Here is a 12,243-nt window from a genome sequence, read left to right as displayed (position 1 = left end):
CGATCCACCCAGGGTGGCAGAACCGGACGCCCGCTGGGAGCACCCTCTCAGCCGTCCCTGGCAAGCTGGAAGACCTGCACCCCGAGCCTTGGAGCCCCTTGTGTCGCCGCGCCGCCTCTTCCGCCTGATCGCGATCGCCGAGGCGATCACCTGGACCCTCCTCATCATCGGGATGATCCTCAAGTACGTCACGAAGACGACCGACGTCGGCGTGAGTATCGGTGGCGCGCTGCACGGCTTCGTGTTCCTCGTCTACGGTGCAACGGTCCTGCTGATCGGGATCAACCAGCGCTGGCCCATCGGCACGATCCTCGTGGGCCTCGTGAGCGCCGTCGTCCCGTACGCGACCATCCCCTTCGACCTCTGGGCGGACCGCACCGGCCGGCTCGACGGGGCGTGGCGCCGTGAGGCGGGCGCCGACCCGCGCGACCAGCGGGTCCTCGACCGCCTGACGCGCTGGCTCGTCCGACACCCGATCCTGCTCGTGGTCGCCGGCGGCCTCGTGGTCGTCGCCGTCTTCACGGTCCTGCTCGTCGTCGGGCCACCGGTCCCGAAGGGCTGATCGTCAGGATCCCTGCGGACCGCTGAAGCCCACCCCTACCCTCAGCCGAGCAGCTCGACCAGATCCCGCGTGATCTCGGAGCGGGCCTCGTCGCTGGAGATCGTCGCCGAACCGTCACCGGGCTGCACCCCGTAGTCACCGAAGCTCGCGTGGTTCGCCCCGTCGATCTCGATCATCGTCGCGTCAGCGGGCAGCCGGACGCGCGCGTCGGCGACCTTCTCCGGGGTACTCAGTCCGTCGTCGCTCCCCGCGAGGCTCAGCACCTCGAGGGACGAGCCGGAGAGGTCGTTCGCGCAGTAACTCCCGAACAGGACGAGGCCCGTCACCGCGGGATCCTCCGCGAGCTGGCAGGCGCGCACCCCACCGAGTGAGTGGCCACCGACGAACCAGGTGTCGACGCCCGGGGCGGCGGCGGTGAACGTCTCCAGCGGCCGTTGGTCGAAGAACGCCAGGTTGAGCGTCGGCTTCGTGATGACCACGGTCACGCCTGCCTCCTCGACGACGCCGGACAGCTTGTACAGGTAGGCGTACGGGTCGACCTTCGCGCCGGGGATGAAGACGAGACCGGTACCGGAGACCGGGCGCTCGGCGTCTGCGGTCGGGGCGAGGACCACCGCGTCGCCGACGTCGGTGACGGAGACCGCCGGATTCTCCCACACCGTGAGTGCGGCGGGACGGGTGCCCTGCATGACGATCTGGGTCCAGACGACGAACCCGAGGACGACGACGAGCACCGCGCAAAGAACTCCGATGAGGATCGACTTCAGCCGCCCCGCCCGCCGTGGTCGGCCAGGGTGCTCGGTCACATCGCTCATGTTGTTCCTCCACGCTCGGCGCCCCGCGAGGATCACGGCGGACCGGCTCCCTCCAGTATCCCAAACCCGGCCCGGCGCGCGTCGGTCGCGAGGCACGCTGCTGCCGGCTGGGCGCCCGGGTCCCGGTCGCGCTGTCAGGCGATCGGCCTATGCTCGACGGGTGACCACCACTCGCACGAAGCACCCCACCGGGCCGTCGATGACGATCGGCCTCATCACGCACCCCACGAAGAACATCGACGACTCCGTCCGCATCCTCCGCTCATGGCAGCTCGAACACGGCGCGCGCCTCGTCGGACTCCGCGCGGAGGCCAACCGGCTCGGCGACGACGTCGAACTGCTCGACGAGGACGCCTTCGCGTCGTCGGTCGACGTCGCCGTGGCGATGGGCGGCGACGGCACGATGCTCGGGGCGATGCGGCTGCTCGCCGGCCGATCCGCACCGGTGCTCGGCGTCAACTACGGCAACGTCGGCTTCCTCGTGGAGGTCGAGCCGGCCGCACTCGCGGAGGCGCTCCAACGGGTCAGCGACAACGAGTTCTCCCTCGAACCGCACCACGGCCTCGAGGTGACGATCACCACCGGCGAGCAGGTCGCCCATCTCCTCGCCTTCAACGATGTCTCGATCGCCCGGCGCCCGGGAACCGGCGTGGTCATGGCCGACCTCGCCGTGGACGGCACCGCCTACGGGTACTTCAAAGCCGATGCGATCGTGATCGCCACCCCGACCGGATCGACGGCCTACAACTACGCGGCAGGCGGGCCGGTGCTCTCCCCCGCCGTCGCCGCCACCGTCGTGACGCCGGTCGCCCCGATGTCGGGCATCGACCGCTCGTTCATCCTCGGGCCGGCGGAGCGCCTGCAGTTCTCGATCGGGACGGCGACCAAGCAGGCCGCCGTCGAGATCGACGGCCAGGTCCTCGCCGATGTCGCGAGCGGCGCGGTCGTGACCGTCCGGCTCGTGCGCGACGCAGCCAACGTCGTGCGACTCGACCCGAGCCGGCACTCGCGCAAGGGCCGGATGAAACTCAGCCTGCTCGACCTCCCGTTGCGTCGTGATCAGCTGCTCGACCTCGTTCCACCGGACATCCGCGCGCGCGTCGAGCGTCCGTCGCGGGTCCGCCGGACGCGCAGCAAGCCGGCCGACCCCTCGCACTGAGTCCCGCGCCCGCCCGCAGCGCGGCGCCGGCGCCGGCGCGGGGCGGGCGTCACGACGTCGGCAGGACGACCCCGATCGGTTCGCGCTTCTCCGCCTGGAAGCGGTCCTCCGTGCGTCCGTAGGCCCAGTACCCGGACAGTGACAGCTGGGAGCGGTCGAGCCCTCGTTGGGTGAGGAACACCTCGCGCAACGCCTTCATCGACTCCCGCTCGCCGTGGGCGAAGACCTGCACGCGTCCGTCGGGCCACGGGTGTCCGCTGATGGCGGTCGCGAGGAGCGCAGCCGTCGATTCGTCGCGGGCCGCACGGCCGACCCAGATGAGCTGCACCCCGGCCGGGTGGTCGAGGTCGACGAGGTCGTCCCGCCCACCGATCTCGAGGAACGCGAGCCCCTTCGCATCCGCCGGGAGCGCTTCGAGGGCGGCGGCGATCGCGGGGATCGCCGACTCGTCGCCCGCGAAGAGGTGCCAGTCGGCGGTCGGGTCGGGCCGGTAGGCACCGCCGGGGCCGGCGAGCACGACGCGGTCTCCCGGCTGCGCGGCAGCGGCCCACGGGCCGGCGATCCCCTCATCGCCGTGCACCACGAAGTCGATGTCGATGGTGCCCGCCGCCTGGTCAACGCGTCGCACCGTGTAGGTGCGGGTGACCGGGAGGTCGGCGGGTGCCAGCGTCTCGCGGAGCGCCGCGAGGTCGTACGGCGGCTCGAGGCCGAGTTCAGGCTTGGCGAAGGAGATCTTCACGTAGCTGTCGGTGGCGTCCTTGGGCTGGAAGTCGGCGAAGCCGGGACCGCCGAGGGTGAGGCGCACGAGGTGCGGTGTGACCCAGGAACTGCGGATCACCTCGAGGATCATCTGTGGACGTGGGGCTCGAGGTCGCGGTGTCGTCGTCATGATTGTCTCCATTCTGCCGCCCATCGGACGGTCTCGGCATCCCCGATCCCGCTGTCATACTGGAGGAATGGCTACGACCGCAGGCTGGTACCCGCACCCCGACGACCCGACGAAGGAACTCCACTTCGACGGCGAGACCTGGGGCGACTCGAGGGTGCTGCGGTTCCAGCGGGACAAGCCGTCGCAGGCCGACGCCGCGGGCTGGTACCCGCACCCGACCGACGAGGAACGCCAGGTCCACTTCGACGGACGGACGTGGACGGACACGCGGGTGTTGCAGCTCAGCGGCGGCGCGTCCGGTGACGGCGGGCAGGCCCCGGTCTACGTGTCGCCCGCCGAACTGCCGGCACCGGAACGCGAGAGCCGTGCCTGGACGATCGCCAAGGCCGCCCTGTCGTTCGGTCCCATCGTCGCCATCGCGGTCGTCGGCGTGCNACCGGCGGGGCGCTCTTCGTTGGCATGGGTCCTACTTGGCTGCGACGGCCTCGGGGGTCGCGATCGACGAGGCGAGCACCTCGTCGAGGCCCGCGGACGCCTCTTCGTCGGTCATCGACTGCGCGAGCGCGAGTTCGGAGACGAGCACCTGGCGCGCCTTCTGGAGCATGCGCTTCTCGCCGGCCGACACGCCGCTGTCCTGGTCGCGACGCCACAGGTCGCGGACGACCTCGCCGACGCGGTGGACGTTGCCACTGGCCATCTTCTCCTGGTTGGCCTTGTACCGACGCGACCAGTTGCCGGGCTCCTCGACGAACGGCTCGCGGAGCACGCCGTAGACGGCCTGGACGCCGTCGTGGTCGATGACGTCGCGGACACCGACGAGGTCGGCGTTCGCGATCGGCAGCTTGATGGTGAGCTCGGACGTGTGCACGCGAAGCGTCATGACGTCCTGCTCGACACCCTTGATCGTCACCTTCGACAACTCGGTGATGGTGACCGCTCCGTGGTGCGGGTAGACCAGGGTCTCTCCAACGATGAACTGCATGGTTCCTCTTCTCTTCTCAGGTCGTCACCGGTACTCGCGCACCGGCGTCGTCGTGCTCCGGCGGTTCAGCGGCCGGATGGTTCGGGGGTCGGTGGTGGCGGTGACGCGCCGACGGGTCGTTCGTCGAGCAGCCAGGCGGGCAGCAGGGCGACCAGGGCTTCGACCAGTTCGTCGTCCGAGACGTCGATGCGTCCGCGGCGCCAGCCGTCGACGAGGGAGAGCGTGCCACCGGCGACATAGGCGGAGACCAGGCCCGCCGGGATGCCGGCCGGGACTTCGGTGCGCTCAAGCAGCGAGCCGATGAGGTGGTCGGCGTGCTCGCCGACGAGGTCGTCGAACGCGCTGCGGGCGACGGGGAGCTCGAGCACGCTCGAGTAGAGCGGTGCGTCTTCGAGGAGCTGGGCGACGAGCCGTCGGTAGGCTTCGCGGGCGCGCTCGGCGCTGCCCAGCGACTCCCCCGCGGGACGCACCGAGACACCGGACGCGGCAAGGCCGGCGAACTGCACGCGCAAGTAGGCCGCGGTGAGGTCGTCGAGGCTGGAGAAGTGGGCGTAGAACGAGCTGCGGCTGATGCCGGCGACCCGGACGATGTCGCCGACGGACACGCGTTCCGGCCGGCCGGCGAGAATGGTGGCGACGGCGTCGAAGATCGTCTGCCTGGTGCGCTCGGCACGGGGGTCGCCCGTCACTCGGAGGATGGGAGCGAAGCGCTCGACGCGCGACGGCGGAGCGGGACGTTCAGTGGTGGACTGCTCGACACCGAGGGCGGGAACTCCTGATGTGCGAGGCATTCCCACCAGTGTACCACGACTTCTCGGACAGCTGTCCGAGACAGCACCTGTCGGTCTCGAGCGGGTCACGCCTGCAGCCAGGTCCATCCGAGCACACCTCTCCCCCACGAGCCGAGGCAGCGCGACCCGAGTGCCCTTCGACAGGCTCGGGAACCGGAAATGGCGCGGGCGTACGTTCTCACGGTCACCGAGCTTGTCGAAGTGCCCACGAGGACTCCTCGTCGTTCCGGGCGCACCTTTCCCGCTCACTGAGCTTGTCGAAGTGCCCACGAGCAACCCTTCGACAGACTCGGGAACCGGAAATGGCGCGGGCGTACGTTCTCACGGTCACTGAGCTTGTCGAAGTGCCCACGAGCAACCCTTCGTCACGTCGACAAGCTCAGGGCGGCGCAGCTCAGGGACCGGCGGGGGTCAGAACGGTGCGGGGTCCGGTTCCGTCCGGTGGCGTTTGCCGTCAGGTGTCATCCACTCGAGGACCCCGCCCGGCCGATGGTCGAGGTCCCACCCGGGGAAGTGCTTCATCCGGTGGTGATGTCGGCAGAGGCAGGCGAGGTTGCCGACATCTGTTGTGCCGCCGTCGTCCCACGCGACCGAATGGTCGAGGTCGCAGGCCCGGGCGCGCCTCCCGCAACCGGGTGCCCGACAGGTGCCGTCCCGAAGCCGCACTGCCCGTTGGAGGTCGGCGGGAACCCGGTACTGATTCCGCCCAACCGACAAGACCGCGCCGGTTTCCGGCTGGACCAGGATCCGGGTGAAGCTCGGTGCGTTGACCGCGATACGTGCTGCGGTCTCCGGATCGATCGGACCGTACCCGTCGAGGGTGGCCGGGGCGTCGCTGACGCCGGCCATGGTGAGCGCCGGCACCGTGATCTGCACCGTCGGCTTGATGTGCTCCTGCACCTCGATCGGATGCGGAAGCACCGGGCTCGACATCACGTCCTCGGGCGTGACGCCGGTGAGCGCGAGCGCCGCGAGGGCGTCCGCCTGCAGCTGGGTGCAGGTGCGGGTGTCACCGGCCTTGAGCGACTCCGCCGCCGCTGCTTCGACGCGCTCGATGATGCCCTGGGCGATGGGTGCGGTGGTGAAGAGGTGCACCCAGGCCATGCCGTCGGCGGCGGGCTCGAACTCGACCCGGCGGTCCACCTCCGAGCGGGTTGCGCGCGCCGTGATGGATTCGGGGTGGAGGCGCTCGCGCAAGACGCGGGCACTCGTGCGGAGGCCAGCGACAGTAGTGCGCTCGGCGACGACGAGGACCTGTTCGAGGAACACCGCCCGACCCGCGGTCGGGACGTCGCAGAGCTGGTCGGTGATCACCTGCGCATGTCGGGCCGAGATGCGGCCGGCCTCCAGTGACGCGAGTACGGTCGGTGCGTCGTTCACGAGGCGTTCGGCGTCGTTGGTCGCACGCTGGATCGTCCGCTCCGGCGTCCGGGTCGCCATCGCGAGGGCCGCACATGTCGACCGGCGGGAGAGCGCCTGCCGTTCAGCCGGCGGGAAGACGGCCGGCACCGTGGCGTCGGCGAACGCGTCGGCATAGGCGGCGGAACGGGCGAGCAGGCGCGCCTTGCGTGCGTCCAACGTGGCCTGCTGCCGGTGGATCTCAGTCCACTCGTCCGAGAATTCCGCCAGCTGCGCGGCGCACTCGTCGCTCGCGCGGATCGCGGTGATGGTGGTCTCGGTCATGGAACCAGTCCATCATGGACCACTGACATTCCAGATGCTGAGTCGTGACGGTTGGGGAAGTCTCCTCGTGTGCCCATCGACAAGCTCAGTGACCGAAAGAGAGATACGGGCTTCGCGGGGTCTCTGGTGTGCCCTTCGACAGGCTCAGGGACCGGAGAAGGGGGCTCGGCGAACGGAGTGAATGCGAGGGCACCTCTCCCGGTCACTGAGCCTGTCGAAGTGCCTACGCGAGCCCTTCGACAAGCTCAGGGACCGGGAGAAGATCACCGGAACGGGAGGTCCCTCGCCGGGTTTGTCCAGGTGGAAGTGTTCCCCGGCTACGCGGCTGCCGGGGCGGCGATGTTCACCAGCCAGGTGATCCCGAAGCGGTCCTGCACCATGCCGAAGGAGTCGCCCCAGGGGGCCACGCTCAGCGGCTGCTGGACGGTGCCGCCATCCGAGAGCCGCTCGAAGTACTCGCGCAGTTGGGTCTCGTCGGTGTCCGACCCGCTCAGTGACATCGAGAAGTCACTGCCCCTGCTGTAGTCCATGTGCTTCGGCGTGTCCGATCCCATGAAGACGACCCCGGCATCGCCGGTCAGCTGGGAGTGCATCACCAGATCGACCTCGTCCGGCTCGACCGCGGCGCCGAAGTCGCCGAACGTCGACACCGTCAGTTCGCCACCGAAGACCCCCTGATAGAACTCCATCGCCTCGCGGGCTGTCCCGCGGAAGCCGAGGTACGGGTTGAGCGTCGTCATGATCGTCCCTTTCGCCTGGGCGGGCGCATCGTCGCGCTCGTCTCGCGATCATTCTCACGCTCCGGCGTCGCATGCGCGAGCACGTTCCGGTGTCTCCGTCACGAGGGGCCGGGACGCCCACGGCTACTAGGCTCGTCTGGTGCCCTCGCAACCCCAGCCCCTCCGCATCGCGATGATCTCGCTCCACACCAGTCCCGGTGACGAGCCGGGTTCCGGTGACGCCGGCGGGATGAACGTCGTGGTCCGTCATCAGGCCGTCGCGATGGGCGCAGCGGGCCACGAGGTTGACGTCATCACCCGGCGTTCTTCGGCCGACCAGCCGTCCGCCGCATCCCTCGCCCCCGGCGTGACCCTGCGCTTCCTCGACGCCGGTCCCGCCGAGCCGGTCGCGAAGGGTCGGCATGAGGAGTTCGTCGAGGACTTCCGCTCCGAACTCGCCCGACTGCCGCGATACGACGTCCTGCACGCCCACCACTGGTTCTCCGGCATGGCCGCACTCCCCCTCGCGCGGGAGCTGGGGATCCCGCACGTGCAGAGCTTCCACAGCATCGCCGCCGAGTCCACCACGCCGCTCTCGCACGGCGAGCGCGCCGAGTCCCCCGGGCGCCTGGCCGGCGAGGCACGGCTCGCCGCGGAGTCGGACGCGGTCGTCGCGATCAGTGCAGCCGAGGCCGACACCGCGATCACCCGGCTCGGAGCCCGCGCCGATCGGGTGTCGATCGTGCCACCCGGGGTCGACGGGACGCTGTTCCATCCGCTCGACGGCACCCGGTCCGGTCGTCCGACCGCGGTGGTCGCCGGTCGCCTCCACCCGCTGAAGGGCTTCGACCTCGCCATCGAGACCATCGCAGCGGTCGCGCCCGAGCTCCGCCCCGAACTCGTCATCGCCGGTGACGTCTCGGTCGACTACGACCGCTACGCCGAGGAACTCGCCGCGCTCGCCCACGACCTCGGTGTCGCCGACGACGTCCGCTTCGTCGGGCCGCAGTCGCGCGTCGGGCTCGCCACGCTGTTCCGCGAGAGCACGCTCGTGCTCGTCCCCTCCCACTCGGAGACGTACGGTCTCGTCGCGCTGGAAGCCGCGGCGAGCGGTGTGCCCACCGTCGTGGCCGCCTCGGGCGGCTTGCGGGAGGCCGTCGTCGACGGTGAGACGGGCATCGTCATCGACTCCCGCGACCCGCAGGTCTGGGGTGCTGCGGTCGCGTCCATCCTCGGCGACCCGGGGCGGCTCGCGCAGCTCGGCTCGGCAGCGCGACGTCGGGCGGAGCGGTTCGACTGGCAGCGCTCGGGAGACGCCCTCGTCGACGTCTACCGTCCCTTGCTCGACACCACTCCGGCCGTCGTCACCGCTCCGGCGACCTCGGCCTCGTGAACCGCGGACTCCTCCCGCTCGTCGACAGCGGGCGCACCGTCCTGTTCGCACACGCTCACCCCGACGACGAGACGCTCGCCTCGGGTGCCCTCATCGCCGAGCTCGTGGACCACGGTGCTCGCGTCGTCCTCGTGACGGCCACGCGAGGCGAGCGCGGCGAGGTCGTCGACGGCCCGCTCCGGTCTCTCGCCGGCACCGCTGCACTCGCGTCCCACCGTGAGTCGGAGCTCGCCGCCGCCTGCCGGACGCTCGGCGTGGCCGAGCAGTTCTGGTTGGGCACGAGTCCGGCGGCCCGGCCGGGGACGTCGACGCGATACGTTGACTCGGGCATGCGGTGGGTGCGCGAGGGACTCGCCGGCCCCGCTGACGACGTCTCCCCCGGCGCGTTCTCACTCGCGCCGCTCGACGACGTCGCCGACGACCTCGTCGCGCTCATCGGACACGTCTCGCCGGACCTGGTCATCAGCTACGACCACGGTGGCGGGTACGGGCACCCGGACCATCTCCGGATGCACGAGGCCGCGATCATCGCGGCACGGAGGAGCGGGGTGCCGTTCGCGGAACTCGTGCACCACCGCACCGACCTCGAGCCGGTGGGCGACGACGCCGTGTGGTTCCCACTCGAGCACCGCCTCCCGGTCGTCGCCGCGGCACTCGCGGAACACGCCAGCCAGCTGACGGTCGACGGCGAGCAACTCGTCCACTCCGGTGGTCAGCGCGAGGACATCACCACCTCGGTGGGCCTGCGACTCCGGTCCCGCTAAGCGGTCGCTGACTGGTTCCGGTGCTCCCGTGGCATGCGGGCCGCGAGCACGGGGACGAGCAGCATGAGCACGACCGCGGAACCGAAGGCCGCGGGGAACGAGAAGGCGTCGAGCAGTGCGCCGGCGACCAGCGGGCCGACGATGGCGCCGAGGTCGGACGTCGCCTGGAACACCGCGACGGCCCGGCCTCCCCGACCACCCGCGGCGTCTCCGACGGCAGCCGCCGGCGCGGTCCCGAGGAAGGCCGCCGCGACACCGTAGACGCACAGGGCGACGACCAGCAGCCAGAGCTCGCCGACGAACGGCATGGCGAGCAGCGCCGCCGCCGCGACCGGGAACGCGACGAGCATCGCGGGTCGCCGTCCGACGGTGTCGACGAAGCGGCCGGCGGGACCGAGCGCGAGCGTCTGCGCGACAGCGGCGATCGCGAAGGCGATCCCGGTCCAGGCGGCCTCCTCATGGAGCGCCTCCACGACGAGGACCGGCACGAGTGCGCCACGGACGCCCATCGACGCCCACCCGTTCGCGAAGTTCGCGAGGAGCGCCGCCTGGTACCGGCGATCGGCGAGGACGGTGCGGAAGGGCTCGGCCTGCGTGGCGGTCTCGATCGGCGCGGCGATCCGACTGCCGCGCAGCATCACGAGTCCGAGGAGGCCGGCGACCGCGAGGGTCCCGGCGTAGAAGAAGAAGGGTGCCGTGAGCGAGATGGTCGCGAGCAGGCCACCGACGGCCGGCCCGGCCATACCGCCGACGAGGAACCCGCCCTGGTAGAACCCGACCGCCCGTCCACGACGGTGCGGTGGGGTGGTGCGCAGCAGCAGCGTCATCGCGGCGACGGAGAACATCGCCGACCCGATCCCTCCGACCCCGCGGAGCAGGAGCAGCTGCGGATAGTCCGCCGCGAGCCCGACGAGCGCGCTCGACACCGCGACGATCCCGATGCCGGTGGCCAACACCACCCGCTCACCGATCCGGTCGACGAGCGCACCCACGAACGGGTTCGCGATGAGCCGCATGAGCGCGAAGACCGAAACGACCGCCCCGACCTCGAGGTAACCGACGCCGAAACTGCGCACGTACACGGGCAGGACCGGGATCACGACACCGAACCCGAGCATCACGAAGAACGCGACACCGCCGAGGACGAGGACCTCGCGGCCGAGAGGCTCACGAGGAACGGCTCCCGCTCCGCCTGGACGACGGAACGGGAGCCGGATCATGCTCTCAGGGTATCGGTGCGATCAGCCGATCGTCGCCGTGTCGATGACGAAGCGGTAGCGGACGTCGCTGCGGACCACGCGGTCGTAGGCGCCCTCGACCTCGTCGGCACCGATGAGCTCGATCTGCGAGCCGATGCCGTGCTCGGCGCAGAAGTCGAGCATCTCCTGCGTCTCGCGGATGCCGCCGATGTTCGAGCCCGCGAGCGAGCGGCGGCCACCGACGAGCGAGAACACCCGGAACTGCTGCGTGTTCTCGGGCAGTCCGACGAAGACCATCGAGCCGTTGAGCTTGAGGGTCGACAGGTAGGCGTCGATGTCGAGGTCGGCGGAGACCGTGTTGATGATGAGGTCGAAGCGTCCGCGGAGCGACTTCAGGGTGCCCTCTTCGCCGGTCGCGTAGTAGTGGTCGGCCCCGAAGCGCTTGCCGTCCTCCTCCTTCGAGGTCGTCTGGCTGAGCACGGTCACCTCTGCACCGAGGGCGTGGGCGATCTTGACGCCCATGTGACCGAGGCCACCCATCCCGACGATGGCGACCTGCTTGCCGGGACCTGCGCCCCAGTGCTTCAACGGCGAGTAGGTGGTGATGCCGGCGCACAGCAGGGGTGCCGCGACGTCGAGCTCGATGCCCTCGGGGATGCTCAGCACGTAGTTCTCGTCGGCGACGATCTGCTTGCTGTAGCCGCCGTACGTGGGCTCGCCGTCGTACTCACGGCCGTTGTAGGTGGCGACGTTGCCCTTCAGGCAGAACTGCTCCTCGCCGGCGAGGCAGTTCTCGCACTCGCGGCAGGAGTCGACGAAGCAGCCGATGCCGACGCGGTCGCCGACCTGGTGCTTGGTGACCGCGTCGCCGACCTCGGTGACGATGCCGGCGATCTCGTGGCCGGGGACCATCGGGAAGATGGCCTTGCCCCATTCCTCGCGGGCCTGGTGGATGTCGCTGTGGCAGATGCCGGCGTAGTGGACGTCGATGACGACGTCGTTGGCGCGCGGCGCACGGCGCTCGATGGTGCCGACCTCGAAAGGCGCGTCGGCGGTGGGCTTGATGATGGCGGCGACGGTGGTCATAGGACTCCTCGGGCTGGGGGTGTTGGGGGTGCCGTGGGGCGGGATGCACGCGCCGGACAGCACGTTCGACGCTAGCAGCCCACTCCACCGGACGAACCCCCAAGGGACGATCACCCGAGCTGTGCTACGAGCGGTGCGGAGGTGTGAATCCCTGCAGAGTTGCTTGGCAGTTCCCGCAGAGGATCGGCCTCGGGGTGGCAT

General features: G+C 70.3%; 12 protein-coding genes. 4 read left to right on the top strand and 8 right to left on the bottom strand.

Annotated features, from left to right (window positions below; all coding sequences use genetic code 11):
- The first annotated feature begins 100 nt into the window (after positions 1 to 100).
- Positions 101 to 562: a DUF3817 domain-containing protein gene (locus IFU11_RS20095; protein WP_192017886.1), complete on the top strand. Its 462-nt coding sequence runs from the start codon at positions 101 to 103 to the stop codon at positions 560 to 562.
- 41 nt (positions 563 to 603) lie between these two features.
- Here IFU11_RS20095 and IFU11_RS00250 read toward each other — a convergent pair whose 3' ends face one another.
- Positions 604 to 1,377 carry an alpha/beta hydrolase gene (locus IFU11_RS00250; protein WP_192017885.1) on the bottom strand — a complete coding sequence of 258 codons (774 nt, stop codon included), beginning with the start codon at positions 1,375 to 1,377 and terminating at the stop codon, positions 604 to 606.
- 160 nt (positions 1,378 to 1,537) lie between these two features.
- Here IFU11_RS00250 and IFU11_RS00245 point away from each other — a divergent pair, with 160 nt between their 5' ends.
- A complete protein-coding gene (locus tag IFU11_RS00245; RefSeq protein WP_236555474.1) occupies positions 1,538 to 2,536 on the top strand; it encodes an NAD(+)/NADH kinase in 999 nt (332 codons plus the stop codon).
- Positions 2,537 to 2,585: 49 nt separating this feature from the next.
- On the opposite strand, the gene IFU11_RS00240 is transcribed toward IFU11_RS00245, so the two are convergent.
- From IFU11_RS00240 to IFU11_RS00220, 5 genes are all read right to left on the bottom strand, one after another.
- Entirely contained in the window at positions 2,586 to 3,425 is an 840-nt protein-coding gene (locus IFU11_RS00240; protein WP_137241593.1) for a siderophore-interacting protein, read from the bottom strand.
- A 466-nt stretch (positions 3,426 to 3,891) separates the two neighbouring features.
- Positions 3,892 to 4,407 carry a CarD family transcriptional regulator gene (locus IFU11_RS00235; protein WP_064296128.1) on the bottom strand — a complete coding sequence of 172 codons (516 nt, stop codon included), beginning with the start codon at positions 4,405 to 4,407 and terminating at the stop codon, positions 3,892 to 3,894.
- A 65-nt stretch (positions 4,408 to 4,472) separates the two neighbouring features.
- Positions 4,473 to 5,198 (bottom strand): TetR/AcrR family transcriptional regulator, encoded by a 726-nt coding sequence (locus tag IFU11_RS00230; RefSeq protein ID WP_192017884.1) that lies wholly within the window; start codon positions 5,196 to 5,198, stop codon positions 4,473 to 4,475.
- A gap of 411 nt (positions 5,199 to 5,609) precedes the next feature.
- A complete protein-coding gene (locus tag IFU11_RS00225; RefSeq protein ID WP_192017883.1) occupies positions 5,610 to 6,881 on the bottom strand; it encodes an HNH endonuclease signature motif containing protein in 1,272 nt (423 codons plus the stop codon).
- 317 nt (positions 6,882 to 7,198) lie between these two features.
- A complete protein-coding gene (locus IFU11_RS00220) occupies positions 7,199 to 7,621 on the bottom strand; it encodes a VOC family protein (protein ID WP_199862086.1) in 423 nt (140 codons plus the stop codon).
- A gap of 139 nt (positions 7,622 to 7,760) precedes the next feature.
- Between IFU11_RS00220 and IFU11_RS00215 the strand changes: the two genes are divergently transcribed.
- Both IFU11_RS00215 and IFU11_RS00210 read left to right on the top strand, forming a co-directional pair.
- On the top strand, positions 7,761 to 8,993 hold the full coding sequence (locus IFU11_RS00215) for a glycosyltransferase (protein ID WP_192017882.1): 1,233 nt from the start codon (positions 7,761 to 7,763) through the stop codon (positions 8,991 to 8,993).
- Positions 8,990 to 9,757, top strand: coding sequence for a PIG-L deacetylase family protein (locus tag IFU11_RS00210; protein WP_192017881.1), 768 nt, complete (start codon positions 8,990 to 8,992; stop codon positions 9,755 to 9,757). Before IFU11_RS00215 ends, IFU11_RS00210 begins: the two co-directional genes overlap by 4 nt.
- Here the strand turns inward: IFU11_RS00210 and IFU11_RS00205 are convergent.
- On the bottom strand, positions 9,754 to 10,977 hold the full coding sequence (locus IFU11_RS00205; RefSeq protein WP_192017880.1) for an MFS transporter: 1,224 nt from the start codon (positions 10,975 to 10,977) through the stop codon (positions 9,754 to 9,756). The two genes, IFU11_RS00210 and IFU11_RS00205, sit on opposite strands and share 4 nt — an antisense overlap.
- A gap of 21 nt (positions 10,978 to 10,998) precedes the next feature.
- Positions 10,999 to 12,042, bottom strand: coding sequence for an NAD(P)-dependent alcohol dehydrogenase (locus tag IFU11_RS00200; RefSeq protein ID WP_064296121.1), 1,044 nt, complete (start codon positions 12,040 to 12,042; stop codon positions 10,999 to 11,001).
- Between the last annotated feature and the right edge of the window lie 201 nt (positions 12,043 to 12,243).

This window comes from Plantibacter sp. CFBP 8804, from assembly GCF_014841225.1.
Classification (GTDB): Bacteria; Actinomycetota; Actinomycetes; order Actinomycetales; family Microbacteriaceae; genus Plantibacter; species Plantibacter auratus.
Note: the sequence above shows the minus strand (reverse complement) of the source record. Positions and strands in the feature narration are given on the sequence as shown.

Excerpts from the sequence above, each read along its gene's own strand:
- IFU11_RS00205 (WP_192017880.1), bottom strand. The coding sequence starts at position 10,977 with ATGATCCGGCTCCCGTTCCGTCGTCCAGGCGGAGCGGGAGCCGTTCCT.
- IFU11_RS00250 (WP_192017885.1), bottom strand. The coding sequence starts at position 1,377 with ATGAGCGATGTGACCGAGCACCCTGGCCGACCACGGCGGGCGGGGCGG.
- IFU11_RS00235 (WP_064296128.1), bottom strand. The coding sequence starts at position 4,407 with ATGCAGTTCATCGTTGGAGAGACCCTGGTCTACCCGCACCACGGAGCG.
- IFU11_RS00225 (WP_192017883.1), bottom strand. The coding sequence starts at position 6,881 with ATGACCGAGACCACCATCACCGCGATCCGCGCGAGCGACGAGTGCGCC.
- IFU11_RS00230 (WP_192017884.1), bottom strand. The coding sequence starts at position 5,198 with ATGCCTCGCACATCAGGAGTTCCCGCCCTCGGTGTCGAGCAGTCCACC.
- IFU11_RS00240 (WP_137241593.1), bottom strand. The coding sequence starts at position 3,425 with ATGACGACGACACCGCGACCTCGAGCCCCACGTCCACAGATGATCCTC.
- IFU11_RS00200 (WP_064296121.1), bottom strand. The coding sequence starts at position 12,042 with ATGACCACCGTCGCCGCCATCATCAAGCCCACCGCCGACGCGCCTTTC.
- IFU11_RS00220 (WP_199862086.1), bottom strand. The coding sequence starts at position 7,621 with ATGACGACGCTCAACCCGTACCTCGGCTTCCGCGGGACAGCCCGCGAG.